At 61.0% G+C, this 17,686-nt stretch carries 20 protein-coding genes and 1 pseudogene; 12 read left to right on the top strand and 9 right to left on the bottom strand.

Features of this window, described 5'->3' with window-relative positions; genetic code table 11:
- On the bottom strand, window positions 1–497 hold a 497-nt coding region (locus C5B96_RS18005; RefSeq protein WP_104243103.1), incomplete at its 3' end, for a TetR/AcrR family transcriptional regulator.
- A 111-nt stretch (window positions 498–608) separates the two neighbouring features.
- Here C5B96_RS18005 and C5B96_RS03760 point away from each other — a divergent pair.
- Both C5B96_RS03760 and C5B96_RS03755 read left to right on the top strand, forming a co-directional pair.
- On the top strand, window positions 609–1,634 hold the full coding sequence (locus tag C5B96_RS03760) for an aldo/keto reductase (RefSeq protein ID WP_104243101.1): 1,026 nt from the start codon (window positions 609–611) through the stop codon (window positions 1,632–1,634).
- A gap of 322 nt (window positions 1,635–1,956) precedes the next feature.
- Window positions 1,957–2,475 carry a hypothetical protein gene (locus C5B96_RS03755; protein WP_146078077.1) on the top strand — a complete coding sequence of 173 codons (519 nt, stop codon included), beginning with the start codon at window positions 1,957–1,959 and terminating at the stop codon, window positions 2,473–2,475.
- 328 nt (window positions 2,476–2,803) lie between these two features.
- Here C5B96_RS03755 and C5B96_RS17045 read toward each other — a convergent pair whose 3' ends face one another.
- The 4 genes from C5B96_RS17045 to C5B96_RS03735 all read right to left on the bottom strand — a co-directional run bounded on the left by C5B96_RS17045 (window position 2,804) and on the right by C5B96_RS03735 (window position 6,656).
- The gene (locus C5B96_RS17045) at window positions 2,804–3,478 is read right to left on the bottom strand and encodes a hypothetical protein (RefSeq protein ID WP_146078076.1); all 675 of its coding nucleotides are present in this window, start codon (window positions 3,476–3,478) and stop codon (window positions 2,804–2,806) included.
- A gap of 1,891 nt (window positions 3,479–5,369) precedes the next feature.
- The gene (locus tag C5B96_RS03740) at window positions 5,370–5,825 is read right to left on the bottom strand and encodes a nucleotidyl transferase AbiEii/AbiGii toxin family protein (protein WP_104243096.1); all 456 of its coding nucleotides are present in this window, start codon (window positions 5,823–5,825) and stop codon (window positions 5,370–5,372) included.
- A 250-nt stretch (window positions 5,826–6,075) separates the two neighbouring features.
- The gene (locus tag C5B96_RS17310; protein WP_158507112.1) at window positions 6,076–6,213 is read right to left on the bottom strand and encodes a hypothetical protein; all 138 of its coding nucleotides are present in this window, start codon (window positions 6,211–6,213) and stop codon (window positions 6,076–6,078) included.
- A 68-nt stretch (window positions 6,214–6,281) separates the two neighbouring features.
- Window positions 6,282–6,656 (bottom strand): hypothetical protein, encoded by a 375-nt coding sequence (locus C5B96_RS03735; protein WP_104243094.1) that lies wholly within the window; start codon window positions 6,654–6,656, stop codon window positions 6,282–6,284.
- 9 nt (window positions 6,657–6,665) lie between these two features.
- Between C5B96_RS03735 and C5B96_RS17040 the strand changes: the two genes are divergently transcribed.
- From C5B96_RS17040 to C5B96_RS03725, 3 genes are all read left to right on the top strand, one after another.
- Window positions 6,666–6,875, top strand: coding sequence for a hypothetical protein (locus tag C5B96_RS17040; protein WP_146078075.1), 210 nt, complete (start codon window positions 6,666–6,668; stop codon window positions 6,873–6,875).
- A gap of 191 nt (window positions 6,876–7,066) precedes the next feature.
- On the top strand, window positions 7,067–8,227 hold the full coding sequence (locus C5B96_RS03730) for a DNA cytosine methyltransferase (protein WP_104243092.1): 1,161 nt from the start codon (window positions 7,067–7,069) through the stop codon (window positions 8,225–8,227).
- Between the two features lie 72 nt (window positions 8,228–8,299).
- Window positions 8,300–9,292, top strand: coding sequence for an HNH endonuclease (locus tag C5B96_RS03725; RefSeq protein WP_104243090.1), 993 nt, complete (start codon window positions 8,300–8,302; stop codon window positions 9,290–9,292).
- A 16-nt stretch (window positions 9,293–9,308) separates the two neighbouring features.
- On the opposite strand, the gene C5B96_RS17950 is transcribed toward C5B96_RS03725, so the two are convergent.
- Complete coding sequence (locus C5B96_RS17950) at window positions 9,309–9,440, bottom strand: hypothetical protein (protein ID WP_255414691.1); 132 nt, start codon at window positions 9,438–9,440, stop codon at window positions 9,309–9,311.
- A gap of 172 nt (window positions 9,441–9,612) precedes the next feature.
- Here C5B96_RS17950 and C5B96_RS03720 point away from each other — a divergent pair, with 172 nt between their 5' ends.
- The 5 genes from C5B96_RS03720 to C5B96_RS03700 all read left to right on the top strand — a co-directional run bounded on the left by C5B96_RS03720 (window position 9,613) and on the right by C5B96_RS03700 (window position 11,734).
- Entirely contained in the window at window positions 9,613–10,086 is a 474-nt protein-coding gene (locus C5B96_RS03720) for a nucleotidyltransferase domain-containing protein (RefSeq protein ID WP_104243088.1), read from the top strand.
- Window positions 10,086–10,442, top strand: a complete 357-nt coding sequence (locus C5B96_RS03715; protein WP_104243086.1) for a DUF86 domain-containing protein — start codon at window positions 10,086–10,088, stop codon at window positions 10,440–10,442. The genes C5B96_RS03720 and C5B96_RS03715 overlap by 1 nt, the downstream gene beginning before the upstream one ends.
- A gap of 201 nt (window positions 10,443–10,643) precedes the next feature.
- Entirely contained in the window at window positions 10,644–11,135 is a 492-nt protein-coding gene (locus C5B96_RS03710; RefSeq protein WP_104243084.1) for a hypothetical protein, read from the top strand.
- A 36-nt stretch (window positions 11,136–11,171) separates the two neighbouring features.
- The gene (locus tag C5B96_RS03705; RefSeq protein WP_104243082.1) at window positions 11,172–11,492 is read left to right on the top strand and encodes a hypothetical protein; all 321 of its coding nucleotides are present in this window, start codon (window positions 11,172–11,174) and stop codon (window positions 11,490–11,492) included.
- Window positions 11,493–11,497: 5 nt separating this feature from the next.
- Window positions 11,498–11,734 carry an SHOCT domain-containing protein gene (locus C5B96_RS03700; RefSeq protein WP_104243080.1) on the top strand — a complete coding sequence of 79 codons (237 nt, stop codon included), beginning with the start codon at window positions 11,498–11,500 and terminating at the stop codon, window positions 11,732–11,734.
- A 78-nt stretch (window positions 11,735–11,812) separates the two neighbouring features.
- Here C5B96_RS03700 and C5B96_RS03695 read toward each other — a convergent pair.
- Window positions 11,813–12,226: pseudogene (locus C5B96_RS03695) on the bottom strand (DNA/RNA helicase domain-containing protein); the annotation flags it as partial.
- A 110-nt stretch (window positions 12,227–12,336) separates the two neighbouring features.
- On the opposite strand from C5B96_RS03695, the gene C5B96_RS03690 reads away from it, so the two are divergent.
- Both C5B96_RS03690 and C5B96_RS17035 read left to right on the top strand, forming a co-directional pair.
- Window positions 12,337–13,914 (top strand): HD domain-containing protein, encoded by a 1,578-nt coding sequence (locus C5B96_RS03690; protein WP_104243076.1) that lies wholly within the window; start codon window positions 12,337–12,339, stop codon window positions 13,912–13,914.
- Window positions 13,911–15,404, top strand: a complete 1,494-nt coding sequence (locus tag C5B96_RS17035; RefSeq protein WP_146078074.1) for a hypothetical protein — start codon at window positions 13,911–13,913, stop codon at window positions 15,402–15,404. The genes C5B96_RS03690 and C5B96_RS17035 overlap by 4 nt, the downstream gene beginning before the upstream one ends.
- Here C5B96_RS17035 and C5B96_RS03680 read toward each other — a convergent pair.
- Window positions 15,374–17,329 carry a DUF2075 domain-containing protein gene (locus tag C5B96_RS03680; RefSeq protein WP_199176540.1) on the bottom strand — a complete coding sequence of 652 codons (1,956 nt, stop codon included), beginning with the start codon at window positions 17,327–17,329 and terminating at the stop codon, window positions 15,374–15,376. The two genes, C5B96_RS17035 and C5B96_RS03680, sit on opposite strands and share 31 nt — an antisense overlap.
- Complete coding sequence (locus C5B96_RS03675) at window positions 17,316–17,636, bottom strand: nucleotide pyrophosphohydrolase (protein WP_104243073.1); 321 nt, start codon at window positions 17,634–17,636, stop codon at window positions 17,316–17,318. Before C5B96_RS03675 ends, C5B96_RS03680 begins: the two co-directional genes overlap by 14 nt.
- Between the last annotated feature and the right edge of the window lie 50 nt (window positions 17,637–17,686).

Here is a 17,686-nt window from a genome sequence, read left to right as displayed (position 1 = left end):
GCATCCACCTCCCCCGGCAGCGGCACGCTGAGGTTCGCGACCGCCCCCAGCAACTCGACCGCCCCGACTCCCCCGCGAATCTCGCCCGACGCCTCGGCCGCATCGAGCAACCCCTGCAGCGCACCCCCCACCTGCCCCTCGAAATACCCCGGCAGCGCGCTGTAGGCCGGGTCGCCCGAGTGCAGCGCCGACGCCAGCCCCTGCTTCGTCGCCACGAACGAGGTGTAGCGCCGCAGCCACAGCAGCAGCGCCTCGAACGGCGACCCCGCCGTAGCCGCCAGGGCCCCGGCCGCCGCGGCGACCTCGTCGATCTCCTGCCGGAACACGGCAGCGATGAGGTCCGACCGCAGCGGATAGTGCCGGTACAGCGTCGCCGTGCCCACCCCCGCACGTGCCGCGATCGCACGCACGTTCACGTCGACCCCCGACGCCGCGAACTCCTCCTTCGCAGCCGTCAGCAGAGCATCCATATTCCGCTGTGCGTCGACGCGGGGCATCCTGCTCCTTGCTAAACGGGACAATGTCCCATATCGTGGTGAACGTATCGGGACACTGTCCCACTTACCAGCATAAGCCAGCCCCCTACGCAAAGCCACAAGGAGAAACCCATGCAGTACCGCACCCTCGGCCGCACCGGCATCCAGGTCAGCCCCTACGCCCTCGGCACCATGATGTTCGGCCAGATGGGCAATCCCGACCACGAAGAATCGGTCGCGATCATCCACAGGGCACTGGATGCCGGCATCAACTTCGTCGACACCGCCGACATGTACTCCCACGGCGAGTCCGAGCAGATCGTGGGCAAGGCCCTCGCCGGCCGCCGCGATTCAGTCGTGCTCGCCACCAAACTGAGCCTGCCGATGAGCGAGGACCCCAACCACCGGGGCAACTCCCGCCGCTGGATCATCGCCGAGGTCGAGAACTCCCTCCGCCGCCTGCAGACCGACTACATCGACCTCTACCAGATCCACCGCCCCGACCCCTCGACCGACATCGAGGAGACCCTCTCGGCCCTCTCCGACCTCATCCACGCCGGCAAGGTGCGCGCCATCGGCTCGTCCTCCATGCCCGCCAGCGACATGGTCGAGGCCCAGTGGGTCTCCGAGCGCCGCGGCCTCGAACGCTTCCGCAGCGAGCAGCCCACCTACAGCATCCTGAACCGCGGCATCGAAGCCGAAGTGTTCCCCGTCGCCGAGCGCTTCGGCATGGGCACCCTCGTCTACAGCCCCCTGGCGGGCGGGATGCTGACGGGCCGCGTACGGCGAGGCGAGCCCACAGACCTGCGCAGGGCCGCCCACTTCACCTACCTCTCGGACGAGCGCCGCCTCGACGTGGTCGAACAGCTCCTCCCGCTCGCCACTGCAGCCGGACTCTCCCTCACCCACCTCGCGATGGCCTTCGCGATCGCGCACCCCGGCGTCACGTCGGCCATCATCGGGCCGCGCACCATGCAGCACCTCGACGACGTGCTCGCCGGGGCTGACGTGGTTCTCGACGACGACGTGCTGTCGCAGATCGACGCCCTCGTGCCGCCCGGCACCGACGTCAGCCCGCTCGACATGGCGTACCGCACCCCCGCGCAGCTCGACCCGGCGCTCCGCCGTCGTCCCCTCGCGGCCCGCGCCGCGGCCTGACGCCCTTCTGCCTCTCAAACTATAATGACGATATCTCATTATAACAGAAAGGTAGCCGTTGCATATTCACAACACCCGGTTAGACTGTTGCCGTGGTTAGTGCCGGAAGGCACCCGAAGAACGCCATCAACACCGTACTCAGGATCGTCAACGCTACCTCCTTCGCGGTAGTCGAAGTTCATCGCGGCCACAGATGGGGCCTGGTTCGTTGCCGCACCTGCGGTGATGAGGTGTCGATCTGGTCCACGCCGCGAGTACCCGAGAACAACGCGAGAGACATCGAGCGGTTTCTCGCCAGACATGCACACGGAAGGACTTGATCGTGCCACTGTACGAGTTCACTGCGACCCTCGACCGCCCGCTGACCGACGACGACTACGACATCCTGTTCGACGCGGGATTGGATGACGCCACGCCTGGAATCGAAAGAGGTGTCGGAATTCTGATGGTCACACGCGAAGCGGATTCGCTCACCGCCGCTGTCGTCAGCGTGGTTGAGAACGCCCGCCGGGCGGGCTTCATGGTCACGGGAGTCAGAGACGAAGACCTCGTCTCGTTGAAGACGATCGCGGCTCGACTCGATCGCAGCTACGAATCGCTGCGCCTCCTTGCGGCAGGAAAACGTGGTCCGGGCGGGTTCCCGGCGCCCATCTCAGACGACGGCTGGTCCCTGTACTCGTGGGCGCGCGTGTCCAAATGGCTCGTCACGCACGACTACCTCAGCTTGGATCCGGCCGGCGCCGACCATTTGGCGCTAGTCGCGGCCGACCACCTGCTGCAGGCTCGCTCCCTCGTCGACGCATCGACGTTGCAGGAGTTGGTGCCCCTCACCGCCGCCTGACCTGAGCCGGCGGCGGCGTGCCAGCGCCCCTCAGTTGCCCAAAAGGTACAGAGGGCAGCCCGGCAAGCCAAAACAGCCGCCCCACCGACCTGCTCCGCGCCGCCCGCCTCACCTACCTCTCAGACCAGCGCCGCCTCGACGTGGTCGAACAGCTCATCCCCCTAGCCGCCTTGGCCGGACTCTCTCTCACCCACCTCGCAATGGCCTTCGCGATCAGCCACGCCGGCGTCACTTCGGCCATCGGGGCGCACCATGGCCCACCTCGACGACGCGTTCGCCGGCGCCGCCCCCTCGCGGCCCGCGCCGCGACCTGACCGCGCCAGCCGCCTCACCAGTCTTCGGGCATCACCGGCGTTTCAGGACTGACGACGTACGCTTCGAGGTCTGGATGCTCTAGGAGTTCGGAAATTGCGGCGTCGGTTCCGCCGACGAAAACGCTCCGGCCGTAGATGTCGTTGCCCACACTCCACGCTCTGTCGCGGGGAAGCCAGCGCAGCGGTGTACGCCCGATACCCCAACCGGCATGCTCATCCGCGCCGTCGCTCACACCGCCTTGCATCACGAACATCTCCCGCCCCGGCGGCAGAAAAACACGTGGCGCCTCGGCAGGTACGCGCACATCCGCGTATCCGATCCACCAAGCGAAGGAGCATTCGTCCGGCGACGCGGTGTGTTGTGAGAGTAAGTTCGCAAGAGCGCGAGCGGTCGCAGGCTCCAGCCGACCCATCGCCGGCTCGTCAAAGTCGCTCGCGTCCGACATCGAGTCACGGATCTCCGCCCACTGCGCTGTCGATCCATCGAAACTTCGCGAACAATCAATCAGGGATCCCCACGATCGTCTGCGCTGGTCCGCACTGCCGGCGCCGGCAACGGCAGGGTTGACGACCCGAACGTATGCCTCAAATTGACCACCAACGTAGGAGCCCACCACCGGGCCCGCGGCACTTGCAGACGATTCCAAAGCTCGAAACAGATCGGCTGTTTCCGCCGGCCCGAACTTCACAATCGAACCGCCAGACGTTCAGAAGAGGAGGTTGTCAACTGAACCTGACTCCCCAACTTGCTGCGTCGAGCTCCAAGCCACGATCAGGATCAGCAGCGTCGGTGTAGTAAGCCAAGTGAACCACCATCAGCAGACTCACCTCCGGTCGTGTGACGCCCAGGATCATCTGCCCCTCGCCACGTTCAACCTTGCATCGGGACGTCGTCGCAAGACATCGATCTCATCACCCGCAGCATCCATCGGAACCCCTCGCGCGTCGAGCTCCGTGAAGAACGTGACGTACAACTGGGCGGCCCCAACATTCGAGTCGAATTCGAGCCGCAGTGTGGAGAAGCCTGCTGTGACAGTGGGCAGAACGGCATCGTCCTGATCCGGGGCTGTCCGAGAGGTTACATGCTCCCCGTTGACGTGCCAGTCGACAAATGCTGGCGAGATCGGTTGGCCGTCCACCATCAGGTTCGGCACCTTCTCGGGGGCTGCTTCGAGCTTCGTGAGCGGGTGACTGGCGATCTCGGACGGACTCGTCCCCGATGGCTCAACCCCTGCACTGCATGCGGCAAGAAGACAGGTCGCCGTGACCGCAACAACCGCGGCGACCTGCGTGGACCTCGAAATCATCGGTCTGACCGCCAGTGAAGAATCAGACCGACGATCAGCAGCTGAATCGTGCGCTCGCCCCGACTGTGTTCGCGTAGTACGTTCCGCTCGCCTCTCTCGAGTAGTGCGACGACACACCCCGATACGCCTGGCTCCCGCTCCCCGAACAGTCCAGATGAGGATGAGCGTCCTGCGAGTTATTCGAGTTCGCCCGAGAGGAGTCGTCGGCCAGCTGACTCTCCCAATAGAGCCAACCGAGTCGCTGAATGGTCGTCGTCACTCCGAGAGCAGCAACCGTCGTGCCGCATGTCGTCCGACCGTGCACGGATGCGTATGCCCGACACGTGCGCGTAGTCGGTCTGGCCGGCGCACCCCGAAGGACTCATGACGCTCGCGATGGACTCGTCGTCCCCCAATGCCTGCAGCGGCGCCACGGGATTCGCAGCGTCGTTGTTCTCGGCGGCAGTCGAAGCAGCCGACACAGTTTCAGCCGGGCCTTCAACAGCATGTGCCGAAGGCGCAGCGATCAGCGCTAGCGCAACTGACAGCGCCAGAGTCGATCCTGCGAGAGCTCCCCTACGGGAAGCGGATGTGTTGAACATGAATACCCCATTTCTTCCCCCTCGAAGCCGAATCCACCGTTCGGATCTGCCATGTTTACCCGGCGACGGCGACCGCGGGAAGTCCTCAAATCCCTTCGCAGTAACATCCGTCAACGAAAGCTTTGTCTCGTTTGCAACCGCCGTCTGAGGCATTACAAATGGCGGTCACAACTCCGGCAGTGAAGGGCCCCGGCGGATACGTGGGCGTTGTAAACACGACCCAGGTCCACGGGTAGCCTTCAGCTTGGATCCGGCCGGAGCCAACCACCTGGCGCTAGTCGCGGCCGACCACCTGCTGCAGGCTCGCTCCCTTGTCGACGCATCGACGTTGCAGGAGTTGGTGTACCTCACAGCCGCCTGACCTGGGCCGGCAACGGCGCGCCAGCGCCCCGCCACCCTCGCGCGCCGAGCGAGGCGCGGTGGGGCGAAGTGGGGCGTGCGTGGCGCGACCCCTACCCCCTACGATCGTGGGTCGATGGCGTTGAAGCCGAGCTTGTTCAGGAGCTGAACCAGTCATGTCGAAGGGTAATCACACTGCAAGAGTCCCTCAGGCGCTCGATCGAATAGCGGCTGCCCAACGAACAAAGCGCTCTTTGATTGCGCCAAGCTCTTCGGCGCTGACGCCGTACCTCTCGACGCGCTCTGGCAGGATTCGCGTCACGTGATCTAGCTGGTCAGCGAACATCATCAGATCAAAGCCCCGATCCCTCTCCGCGACGGGCGGAGAGTAGGTGCTCATCGGTGAACCACCCGCTCAAGCGAATCGCATCGACGTCGAGGTAGTCGCGCGCCTCGGGCCGCGAGTACAGCGCGCTCACCTTGTTGCCGACCGCGTCCTCAAGACTCAGTACCGGCCCGACTGCGAGTGCGACGGGATCTCGCTCTCGCCAGTTGACAGCGAGATCCATGTCGACTGAGTGACCCGTAGCGGTTGTAATGCGCAACTGCGCGAAGCGCGGAGAACGACGCACAGGTTCCACCGAAAAGCCGGCGATCTCTAGTTCCAGAACCAACCCGTCGACTGCGTCGTCGAAGGATTCGGGATCCGGGTCGTTCGTGAAGAGGTCGACATCCTGCGTTGGCCGGTTCATGAAGCCGTGCTCTCGAATCGCACCAGAACCCGCCAGGGCAAACGCGTGATCACGCAGTGCGGCTAGAGCAAGCTGCGTGAGTCCCTACTGCAGCTGGAGATCATCATTCACGCAGGGCCAATACCGGAAAACGATCCTCCCACAGCACCCGAACAGGAGCAGGCAGCAGCAACTCAGGCCAGATCGAAACCAGCAGACCAGGGTTCAGAATCTCGGCCTGATCCTCGACACGTCCCTCTCGGAGCGCCGCCTGATAGGCCTCAACGACGTCCGACTCGTTGTCGAGCTCGAAGGTGTGAGCGGGCCCTCAGTAGACGTTGAGCGGGAGCACCATCGGGCCCCGTGCGGGCCCGTGCAATTCGGCCAACTCCTGAGGCGCGTCGTAGGGCTTGATGTCACGGTAGAACACCCGCTCATCGACGAGCCCATTTGCCTGCTCGGTCATGAGTCGATTCTAGTCCGTCGACCTATGTTGCCTGAGGCTCCCTCGGAACCGAGTGCCCAGCGACGGGCCTACGAAGCGAACGATGTCGAGTCGAGCACCATCCGCACCATCTTCTTCGCAACACCCGCCGGCGCAGCCGTCCGGTCCATCTGCGCCGTAGTGTTCGCCCCGTCATACAACACCACGAGCTGGTCGGCGAGTACGCGAGGTGAGACAGCCCCCGCCGCAACAGCCAGCGAGAAGAACAGCTCGCGAACCCACCCCCGGAACTTCCCCGCCGCCAGATCCTCCGGGCTCCCGGGCAACGCCTCCGCAGCCGCATTCACGAACGCACACTCCCGAAACCCGGGCGCGACAAACAGCGTGCCGAGCTCGTCGAACACGGCCAGGATCTTCGCCCGCGGATCGTCGGCCGCATCCATTCCCCGCTGCACGACCTCCATCCACGCCTGGTGACGGTTGAAGAGGTACGTCTCGATCAGCTGATCATTGCCCCCGAAGATGTAATAGAGGGAGACCTTCGCGACGCCCGCCTTGCATTTCGCATCGAAGCAAGAGTCGCGGTCGACTCTTCCAACATGGACGCCCTGCGTCGTTCACGAGCAATTTGGAATGCAACTTTGTGCGCATTGCCCACGTTCCTGATCGATAGTGCAACGTGACGGACGGGACCTTTGGCGTGGGTTCACCTACAGCGATCAGAGACGAAGAAGGAACTGTCTTTCGACTCGACTGCGATCCACGGCTTCCATCCTCCCTGACGAGTGTCGGTGGCCCCACCCATACTGATTGCGGCAATACTAATCAGACGGCCGGCAACGCACGGTCGGAGATGTTTTCATAAAGGTGAGTGATGAGCGAACAGCTTCCAGTAGTCAGCCTCTTCTCCGGTGCTGGCGGACTCGACCTGGCGGTTGAACGAGCAGATGCCGAGCCCCTCCAATCAGGGGACCATGGAAATGGGCTTCTACGTGTAACGGCCGCCACGGACTATAACGAGCAAGCTCTCAAGACATTGCTTTCTAACTTTCCAGGCACAAAGACGGTCACCGGAGATATCAGAGAGATCACGACAGCCGAAATCCTCGAGCAGGCGGGCTTAGGTTCGGAGTCGCCTGTGCTGGTAGTTGGTGGTCCTCCATGCACCCCGTTTAGCAAATCTGGATTCTGGCTCGAGCAGAAGCGTGAAAGCCTCGATCCGAATGCATCTCTTCTTGACGAATACGTGCGGGTAGTTCGCGACTCAAGGCCCGAAGCGTTCATCCTGGAAAACGTTCAAGGCCTCACCTACAAGACACACAGGACGCAATTTGACAGGTTACTCAAGAGCCTGGCCGATCTCGGATACAACCCGCAATGGAAGGTGCTTCTCGCGGCGGACTACGGAGTTCCACAACTGCGCAGACGTGTCTTCGTGGTCGGGCGTCGCGATGGCGAGGGATTTCAGTTTCCAGAACCAACCCATTCTGGGTGGAGTGAACGTGACCGAAAGATCGACGTGACCAAGACTCCTCACGTTACGACTTCGCAGGCTTTCGAAAATTTGCCACATCTCACGATCGCGTCAGACGACGAAGTAGTAGATGGGCGTTACGGAGAACTCGCTGCTCAAATCCCGCCCGGCCAAAACTACCTCTGGCACACAGACCGTTATGACGGGCAAAATGCTTTCGAATGGAGAAGTCGATACTGGACATTTCTCCTCCGACTGGATCCGAATCGCGCGTCATCGACTTTGCAGGCACAGCCAGGACCCTGGGTGGGTCCATTCCATTGGGAGAACGTTCAAACGACGTCTGGAGCCGATAGGGCACGGCGACTGCGTGTCAACGAGATGCTACGTCTGATGTCGTTTCCGGATGACTTCAAGATCGCCGGGAATCGCGCCGATGTACAGAGGCAATTAGGAAATGCAGTTCCAGTGGAACTCGGAAAGGCTGTTGTTAGAGCGCTGATGACGCAGCTTGGCTATATCGACCAAGTATCCAAATCACGCAGCATTGCATTAGGTTGACCATCATGGCCAGAGGGCTTAGCTAGTGACACAAGATTTGGCCTGGGAACGATCATCGAATCGGCGCGATTTATGACCGACCGGACTGACCTTGTCAGGCGCATAGTCGATCTCAGCAACGGATCCCTCGAAATAACCAGACTAGGAACCGGTTGGCCCTCTGCCGGTACTCTTCTCGCGGCAGGCTCAAGCACAGAAGTCAATATTTTTTCCGGCCGGATTGGCCTCAGCCATCGGAGCAGGGACTCCGTCGAACGTCGGTTCCAGAACCCTGCAACGGCAGCCCCTCTTGAGAGCGAACCAGGCCGCGCATCCATTCTGCTCGGTCTTTGGGAAGACGACGAAATCGAATCCCTCGCAAGTCCAGTCATTGCAATGGCCGAGGCAGCTCGACGTGAAGGACGAGTAACGCGTTGGTCTGTCTTCCTATCCCTCGAGAAGTTGCTCGAAGCAAGTTATGCCGGTTGGTCGACGCAAACTTCCCACAGTGCCGAGGTTATCCAATATTTCCGTCCAGAACTCCTTCCCCTGTCGCTCACGGCGTCTCTTTTCGGTTCCGCATTAGACGAAGGTCTCATTCAAAAGTCGATTCGAGCCACTGGACTCCTCGAAACTGCCGAGTTCAGCCCCACCAGTGAGCGGGTGAGGCGTGCGGTCTCTGTGTTAGTTCGCGACGCTCGGTTCAGCGGACGAGTGCTGGACGCGTACGGTCGTGCATGCGCGATGTGTGGCTTGGCGTTTTCACTCGTTCAGGGAGCACATATATACCCCGCCTCTGCCCCAGGTTCTGTCGACCGCATCGTAAACGGAGTCGCACTGTGCGCCAATCATCACCTTGCGTTTGACCGCCACATCATAGGGGTGGACCCATTCGACCTGACCGTCACCTTCCGACCGGATGTGGTGTCAGAAGCACAGTTCGACCCCGCCGTACGCCACTTCATTTTGGGAACTTTTCCTTCTCTGCGACTCCCGGCCATAGGCAATGAACCTGACAGCGAAATGTTCATCAGACGGTACGAGTTCTTCGGCGACGAATATCGCTGGCTCGGCTCGTTCACCTAATGAGACACAAGATGCGTTAACGTGTCGGGAGGCCGGCGGGGCGAAGGCTCCGGGCCGCATCCAGAATCAGGATCTGGGGGGTGCTCTTCGCACGGATCCAGTCGAGCTGGGTTTTCGACGTGCCGTCGTGACCGAAGAGCTTCTCCATGATGGTCCGAAACTTCGTGTTCTAGACAGCAGACGCCTGGTTGGCGTGCTGGTTGAGGCGGTGCGATTCGTCGTCGAGCAGGAGGTCGAAGTGCTCATCCCTTTCCCCCGCCTCGAAGGCGGTCATCACCATGTCGCTAGAGAGACCGGCAATGAGGCGATAAGGTTGCCTTATGGATCTGGCGAACGAGTACACGAAAGCTCGACATGACGAGCAGGTCGCCCGACTTCGGCGTGCGCTTGCACTGAGAGCCATGATTGCTGACGGTAAGAGTCAGCGCGAAGTTGCTGAGTCGCTAGGGATCAGCCAGTCTGCCGTCAGCCAGCAGCTCAAGACCATCAGGGATCTGAGCACCAGCGATCCAGAGCTGATCATTGAAGCCGCAGCTCCAATTCTGAACTACGTCGCGGAGCGGCGAGGGTTCAAAAAGCTCGCAGTCTTCGGGTCTGTGGCGCGCCACCAATCGCGGGTCGATTCAGACATCGACTTGTTGATCGAAGCGCCCCCAGGCACTTCGATCAGGGACCTTCTATCTTTGCGAGATCTCTTTAGGCAGCTTGTGGGTCGCGACGTCGACCTCGTCACGTATGGCGGCCTCAAGCCGAAGCTCGACGACGACATTCGGCGAGAGGCAGTGCTCCTCTGATGGACCGGAAGATCGCTAAAGAACTCCTGCACATACAAGGGTGGCTCGAACGAGCCGATGAGATCGCTCGCGACGGCCAGGATACCTACAACCGTGACGGGCTACGACAAGAGGCCGGCGACTCAGTAATGATGAAGATCGGCGAGGCCGCCAACCGATTTTCTCGACTGGGTTTTGTCGCCCCAGAACGCGTCGACTGGGCTGACGCGGTTGCCAACCGCAACTGGCTCATCCATCAGTACGACGAGATCGACCGCGAATTGACCTGGACCACCCTCGTCAGAGATCTCCCCGAATGGCGCGACGCGCTCAGCATCACATTCGCGGACGCCACGGCAGAATTGGATGAAACCTAGGTCGAACGCGTTTCCCTGGCTCCGATCATCCTGAGCCAGCAGCAACCCATTCCGGGAGAGTTCAGAAATCAACCCGGTAGCCGACTGGGCATGATCGCGACAACTGCGTTCAAGATGGTGCGACCTCTTGCTCAAGGTGTGGAGGAGGGGTAGGCCTTATACCGAGAGATTCTCGAATAGGAGGAGTCTGGAGAAGGAATCATGCTGAGGTTCGCTACAGCATTGATAATCACGGCGACGATAGTTATCGGCGGGGTCGCGGTGCCAGCCGAGGCGGCAGATGGCCCTGGGGGCGAAGTCATCACCTACTCGGTAAAGGTCAACTACCCGTACAACTCGGGTGAAGTCTTCGGGACAGTCAACGTGACTGCCGACGTTCTCTGCTCTGCCCCGGTCGCGGGCCTGGACGTCTACGTCTCCCTTCAGAAGAACGGCGCGACGACGGCGACGGGTCGATCTCAGAACGGCGGCCAGAACTACCTGAGCGCAAATGCGGCCGTTGGATGTGTGGATGGAAAGTATCAGGGAGTCGGCCACATCTCGGCGACCTTCCCTGCCGGTTTCAGCCCGAGTGTGACGGGGACGGACGCCGCAAGCGTTCTACGAGATATCAATTGCTTGGTTGCTGGCGTGCGTGACGACGAGAGTACCCAGGCGGATACCGTGACTGTGACCGCAAGACGACTGCACTAGCAAATCAGACGGCGGCCGAGGAATGAAGGAGCGGCGATGAAAGTCGAACTGAAGGACACGGGGCCCTACGTCGACATCCGGCCACTGCCGGACTACCGCGCGCGCTTCTGGACTCGACCGCCGGCATCATCGGTCAGCCAGCGCGAGATGAGCGCCTACCGCTATCTCGAATGGCAGCTGACCGGTGTGCGAGATGTGCGGAAAGCGCAGGCGTGGGTCGACGATCATTCCGACGAGTATGAGGAGTGCACGTTGTACGCTTCAGCGCCCGTCAATGACACGATCATCTGGCTGCGGGTGAGTGGGTGGGATCCGAATCGGGCGATCTGGGACTCCCGCGAATCGTTTGAGAGTTGATCGCAATGCTGGGCAATCTTCAGGGGTACCACGAGTTGATTCTGCTGGCGGTTGTGGTCGTCGTGATCGCTATCGTCATGATTGTCGTCCTTTCGGTTCGACGGAGAAGCGCCGGGCACCGTGGTGCGCTGCCCGATGATCCTGCAAGGCGGATCGAGCAGCTCACGCGGCTTCGGGATCAGGGTCTGGTGAGCGAGGAGGAGTTCGAGGCCAAACGCCTCGAGATTCTGGGTCAAATGTAGGTCGAACGCGTTGCGCCGGCCCCGAGCATCCAGAGCCTGAGAATCAGCGCGACTCCGGCGAGACGCAGCCGCCGGCACTCACACAGTGGCCGGGATGTACCGCGCCAGGTGCGCGCGCAGCGCTGGGTCGCTGACGTAGACGTAGGTGCCCTTGATGCCGCGGGTGAGGAGTACGGCGTAGATGTTGCTGATGAAGCGGAGGAGGTTGTCGTCGGCGTAGGTCTTGCCGAGGCGGGGGTTGTTCTCCTTGCCTTTGGTGTCGAAGTAGGAGTCGCTGTTGACGATGAGGGTGCCGCGGTCGGGGTCGTAGCCGAGGTCGGGGCCGATGATGACTCCGGCGCAGTTGAGGTCGTAGCCCTGCACGGTGTGGATCGAGCCGACCTCTTCGAGGGCGTTGGGTGAGGCGATCCAGTCGGTCTGGGTGCTGTTCCAGCGCAGGCGGATGCCGTCGATCTCGATGTCGAAGGCGGCCTTGTTCTTCTTGGTCTTCCACGGCCACGCGTAACAGCGCTTCTGATCCCATCCGCTCTAATAAGCTGTCGATGAGTGAGTGATAGACACTTTTGGTCGCACAGAGGCCGCGAACGACTGGATCCAAAGACGTGATCCTTGAGAACAACCATCAGGGGGCCAGCATGATCAGAGATGAACTGACGCAATCCGGTTTCGAAGACCTCGCCTACGCGCTAGATGAGATCGAGCGCCAAACGAACAAGTGGTGGTCGAACTCTCAAATGTGGTGGTTCACCGATCACACCGCTGAGCACTCGCGCAGAGTCGCCCGCTATTGCGAAAAACTGGCCCACGCGAAGGTTCTACCCGCAGGCATGGAGTTGAATGTCATCGAACGATTCTTGCTCGCAGCAGCAGCTTGGGTTCATGACATCGGAATGCAGAGTCCACACGTGGTTGATAGCCCCGCCAAGGCGAACGCGGTCCGACGTGCTCACCCTGAGCGGTCGCGACAACTGATCGACGACCGGACGTTTCAGACCGGGCTGAACGACCCGATCCTGGCGGATGCAATCGGTCGACTAGCGCATTCGCACGGCACAGAGTTCTATCGGGTAGTGGTGGACGATATGGATGCGGAACAGACAATTCGCGACCATCGAGTTCGGTTGCCACTGTTGTCTGCCCTCCTCCTGCTTGCAGACGAACTAGACCTCCATAACGAACGTGCCATCGCACCTATTGGGGACGTAAATCTTCCCCCTCTGTCGGCTGCGCATTGGCTCAAGCACCAATTTGTCTCCGCAGTCGCTTTCGAACTGCTTGCTGACGGTGATGTTGAAATCGTGATCGAGACTGCAAAACCCCGGAACATGAACTCTCTCCTGGCCGCTTCACTGCAACAGTGGATAGTCGTCAAGCTTCAGATCCAAATTGGAATGGTTGAGCGAGAGATCAGACAGGGCTTCAGAGGAGATTTCAGGATCTCAAGGCGGGTACGGGTTGTTCAGCGCTCGATCGGCTCGACGAACGACCTCATCACCCCTGAGGTAATTGCGGTGGTCGAAAACGAAAACGCCGTTGCCGCACTCATCAACCACAAGGAAGTTCTAGCCACGGTCCAGAAGACGGTGAACGTAGGGGGCGCCATTCAAATCCTCGGGCCCTTTGGACCTAATTCCAGAGACGCACACGGTCGGGAGGACCTATTAGAGGCAATTCTCCGACGGTCGACCGTGGACGGCCATGAGGTCGTACGGCATTGGAGACTCGACTCGACTTCTCGCCCGACAGCCGCTGACATCTTATGTTCGTGGGCCCAAGAGGCTGGTATAGCGATAAGACCCGGGTTCGAGAACGAGACGGAGCTGACCCAACGAACAGAGTTACTTGGTGCCCTCGTATCGAAGCTCAATGACGGTCCGAGTCATTTTGTCCTCTCGGCGTCCTCGGTAGACGAGCTAGGAAAGGGAGATCTCAAGTTTCTGATACGCACCGTTTGCCCCCAACTTATGGTGTTGCCAAACGTTTCAATAGTATTGTCGGCTTCATCGGCGTTCGCGACTGAACAAAATTGGGAAGGCATCCCCATTGGGCCAGTATCTGCAGCTGCACGGGGCATCTATTTGTCGCGGTATATGGATGGCAAGGACGCAGAGTTGGTGGCGCAAAACACCGAGGAATATTCGGCGGTCAAGCGGTATGCGATCCGGGAGATAGTTTCTTGAACTCGACAGCAGGGCTCGATCATCCTGCCTCGAACCAGTCGCGTACGGAGCAGGCATACCAGCTACTGAGCGCGGTCCCATTCTTTGATCTGGAAACGGGCGCTTCGATAATTTCGCTCATCGACGGCGAACTCGCGGAGTCGGATCATCGATCGTGGGCAGAAAGTGTCATGTTCGACCTATTGGCTAACGGGGCATTCGAAAACGTACGGAATATTCTCCGGGTCGCAGCATCGACTAGAGAGTCCATGTTTCCGGTCGTTCTCCTCACGAATCCTGCTGGCGTGCAACAAGCTCTCAATATTTTTCTGTCTGCGGCAGAGGACAGCTTGAATGAATCTCTCGTCGCCATCCTTGGGATACGGGGCCGAGAGGTTACCGTTCAGACGCTGGATGTGGTCGCAAATCCTTCCGACGTCAACAAACTCAATACCTTAATCGATACTGTGCACCGCTCATCTCGACTTCTGAGGTCACGCGATTCCTGGTCGAGTGCAGAGTTACTCCGGGCTTACGGGTTAGAGGAGGAGCGAACATACCAATTCATGCGCGGTCTGGCCCTTTGGCAAAATGGCCTCCGCGCGTCCGCGTCTCGCGAGTTTACTGACGTATTGACCAACCATCGAAATGATCGTGCCGAGGCTGTAGCGGCGCACTTACTGGGAGTCTTTCGCCACGATCAAGGAAAATCGGCTGAAGCGGTGAAGCTTTTCATCAGAGCCGAGAAAGTCCTCCGTTCACTGGAAGATCATAGAGGTCTCGCGATAACGCACACCACGCACGGTCGCGTTCTACGCGAAATGGCGAGACGAGAGAGCAGTGATGACCTCCGACATTCAGCCCTGAAGCAATATCAGACAGCGCGGAAGAACTTGTCAAAGATCCCCCGGGAGGACGCTGTCGACTCCGGCAAGACAGAGGGCCGCATCAATCTTGGTGAAGGTCAGGCTTTATTTGAACTTGGCGATCGTGAGGAGGGTATGAGGCTAGTCGCGCTAGCTGTCAGCATTTTTAGCACTTCGCTTACGGAACAATCTTGGGCGCGACTTACTCTTGCGGGCATGTATCGAGATGTGGACAATCACGCACTTGCTCTAGACATCCTCAGAAAGGACACCTATCTCTTAGATTCCGATGACGATGATGACATCCATAGGGGCCACGCTCTTAACGTGCTCGCGAGCATTGAACGTCATGCGTTACCGCACAATCTTGACCTTGCCCTGGGTCATGCATTGCGAAGTGTGGCAATCGGTGAGCGGTTGCAGGACGAGCGGCATGTGGCGCATGCACTTGTCACGTTGTCCTATATCCAGATAGACCTCCTCGACGACGGCTTCTCGATCAACGATTCCGAAGTTCGCGTCATCCGCCGTAATCTCTATCGGGCCCAAGACATTCTCCGGACTCTTCACGACCGGCTGGGATTGGCGCGCGTCGACGACGCTTTTTCGAATATTCAGCCACCGCGCACAAAACCCAAAGGCTGATTCTTGTGCGGGAGCGGGTAGGTAAAAGAGCGGGCGCGGCTCCTGGGCTCGGCAAAACAGAGGACCACTCGCGGGGCCTTGGATTGAATGCAGTAACGACTCGCGAACAGATATTGCAGACCGCGCCTACACGGAGGCCGGGATGTATTGCGCAAGGTACGCGCGGGGGCCGGATCGCTGACGTAGACGTAGGTGCCCATGATGCCGCGGGTGAGGAGCACGGCGTAGATGTTGCTGACGAAGCGGAGGAGGTTGTCGTCGGCGTAGGTTTTGCCGAGGCGGGGATTGTTCTCCTTGCCCTTGGTGTCGAAGTAGGAGCCTGGGTTGACGACGAGGGTGCCGCGGGCGGGGTCGTAGCCGAGGTCGGGGCCGATGATGACTCCGGCGTAGTTGAGGTCGTAGCCCTGCACGGTGTGGATCGAGCCGACTTCTTCGAGGGCGTTGGGTGAGGCGATCCAGTCGGTCTGGGTGCTGTTCCAGCGCAGGCGGATGCCGTCGATCTCGATGTCGAAGGCGGCCTTGTTCTTCTTGGTCTTCCACGGCCACGCGTAGCCGGCGACGAGGCGAGAGAGGCCAGCCTCGGCATCCCGGGCCCTGATCTGCTGCTGCATCTCGGCGAGGCTGCCGAACAGGCGGAAGTCGTAGTTGTCGAACGTCTGGGGCCGCAGCGGCGGGGCGAGGGGGTGGTCGGTGGATGCTCCGAGGAGCTGTCGCACGTAGCCGACGTAGTCCGCGCCCGCGTTCACGCGCAGCTGGGAGACGAGCGGGTAGAGGCGGTCGTGCTGGCGGGCATCGGTGACGAGGTCGTCGAGAACGTGCGTCGGGAGGTCGGCGGGGCGCACGCTCTGGGCCGCATCCAGAAACAGGATCTGGTGGGTGCTCTTGGCGCGGATCCAGTCGAGCTGGGTCTTCGAGGTGTCGTCGTGGCCGAAGAGCTTCTCGGTGATGGTGCGGAACTTCGTGTTCTGTGCAGCGGACGCCTGATTCGCGCGCTGGTTGAGGCGGTGCGATTCGTCGACGAGCAGAAGGTCGAAGCGCTCGTCGCTCTCCCCCGCCTCGAAGGCGGTCATCACCATGTCGGCGCGGAGTCCGGGCGTCTTGCGGAAGACCTTCTGGATCGACTTGCGGAGCGATTGCTGGGGAACGACGAGGCCGATCCTGAGCCCTTCGAGCAGCTGCGGGTAGCCGCCGGCGAAGAACTCGGCGAACATCGTGTCGCGGTCGAAGTCCTCAGCGGGAGGCGCGGCCTGGATGTCGACGAGCATCTTCATGAGGTAGATCGCGACGACCGTCTTGCCCGTGCCCGGCTCGCCCTGCACGACCGTGGTGCTGGTGGCGGTGCCGGCGGCTCGGGTCTCGAGGTCTTCGAAGAGGCCCTCGAGGATCCCCTCGACGGCTACGGCCTGGTCGTGGGTGAGCGCCTTGAACGGGGACAGCTTGAAGAGGTCGCTGTTCTCGATCTCGGGGATGGTGCGGGTGAAGACGCCGTCGTCCTTGAGGCGGTCGAAGACCTGCTCGAACGTCTCCTGGTAGCGGTCGCGGTCGTAGTAGGCCGACTCGGTGATGCCGTCGTTGCGGTTGAGCACGCTGTACGCGCCGTCGCCGGCGAGCATCCTGATCAGGAACGATTCGAGGTCGAGGCAGACCGACTTGTTGAAGGTCTCGTCGACGATGACGCGGACGGTTGTGAGGTGGGCTTTGTCTGTCGACGCCAGGTGCTGGTTGATTCTGGATGTCGCGTTGAGCGATTCGCCGACGTAGACGTTGCTCAGGGTGTTGTTGCTTCTCGCTACCTTCCGAGCGTTTCGCGTCGCATCGTCGAGCACGTAGACGACTGGCCAGTTGCTGTTGGGTTCACTCAGCGGAGCCCAGGCCGCCACTCCGCCCCGCGTGAAGTCGAAGCTGGTGATGTCAAAGGGCGTCATACCTGGCGCTGCTCCCCCGGGCCTTGTCGACCGGGTACTTCTGGCGGGTGATCTCCAGCTTGTCGCGCACGAGCTGCGCCGGGTCAGCGCCGATGCGGTCGGCGAGCAGCAGGCAGTAGGTCAGCACGTCGGCGAGCTCTTCTCGCACTCTCTCGGGCGCAGCATCCGGAACCCACTGGAAGCACTCGAGCAGCTCCCCCGCCTCGATGGCGATGCTCTTGGCGAGGTTCTCCGGTGTGTGGAACCGGGCCCAGTCGCGCTCGGCGACGAAGGCGGCGAGTTCGTCGCGGAGCGGCTGGTCGACCATGGCGTCAGGCTAGCAGGGCCCGGTCTCCGACGCTCTCGACCCGGGCAGGG

Origin of the sequence: Subtercola sp. Z020 (assembly GCF_002931235.1) — a bacterium.
In the GTDB taxonomy this organism is placed as follows: Bacteria; Actinomycetota; Actinomycetes; order Actinomycetales; family Microbacteriaceae; genus Subtercola.
The sequence above is the reverse complement of the archived record's forward strand: the minus strand, read 5'-3'. Positions and strand labels throughout refer to the sequence as shown.

What these genes read in the sequence shown, in the direction of transcription:
- C5B96_RS03715 (WP_104243086.1), top strand. Translation starts at nt 10,086, where the DNA reads ATGGACCGGAAGATCGCTAAAGAACTCCTGCACATACAAGGGTGGCTC.
- C5B96_RS17950 (WP_255414691.1), bottom strand. Translation starts at nt 9,440, where the DNA reads ATGGAGAAGCTCTTCGGTCACGACGGCACGTCGAAAACCCAGCTCGAC.
- C5B96_RS03680 (WP_199176540.1), bottom strand. Translation starts at nt 17,329, where the DNA reads ATGACGCCCTTTGACATCACCAGCTTCGACTTCACGCGGGGCGGAGTG.
- C5B96_RS17310 (WP_158507112.1), bottom strand. Translation starts at nt 6,213, where the DNA reads ATGACCGAGCAGGCAAATGGGCTCGTCGATGAGCGGGTGTTCTACCGT.
- C5B96_RS03735 (WP_104243094.1), bottom strand. Translation starts at nt 6,656, where the DNA reads ATGGAGGTCGTGCAGCGGGGAATGGATGCGGCCGACGATCCGCGGGCG.
- C5B96_RS03725 (WP_104243090.1), top strand. Translation starts at nt 8,300, where the DNA reads ATGACCGACCGGACTGACCTTGTCAGGCGCATAGTCGATCTCAGCAAC.
- C5B96_RS03675 (WP_104243073.1), bottom strand. Translation starts at nt 17,636, where the DNA reads ATGGTCGACCAGCCGCTCCGCGACGAACTCGCCGCCTTCGTCGCCGAG.
- C5B96_RS03720 (WP_104243088.1), top strand. Translation starts at nt 9,613, where the DNA reads ATGGATCTGGCGAACGAGTACACGAAAGCTCGACATGACGAGCAGGTC.
- C5B96_RS03710 (WP_104243084.1), top strand. Translation starts at nt 10,644, where the DNA reads ATGCTGAGGTTCGCTACAGCATTGATAATCACGGCGACGATAGTTATC.
- C5B96_RS03760 (WP_104243101.1), top strand. Translation starts at nt 609, where the DNA reads ATGCAGTACCGCACCCTCGGCCGCACCGGCATCCAGGTCAGCCCCTAC.
- C5B96_RS03705 (WP_104243082.1), top strand. Translation starts at nt 11,172, where the DNA reads ATGAAAGTCGAACTGAAGGACACGGGGCCCTACGTCGACATCCGGCCA.
- C5B96_RS03730 (WP_104243092.1), top strand. Translation starts at nt 7,067, where the DNA reads ATGAGCGAACAGCTTCCAGTAGTCAGCCTCTTCTCCGGTGCTGGCGGA.
- C5B96_RS03700 (WP_104243080.1), top strand. Translation starts at nt 11,498, where the DNA reads ATGCTGGGCAATCTTCAGGGGTACCACGAGTTGATTCTGCTGGCGGTT.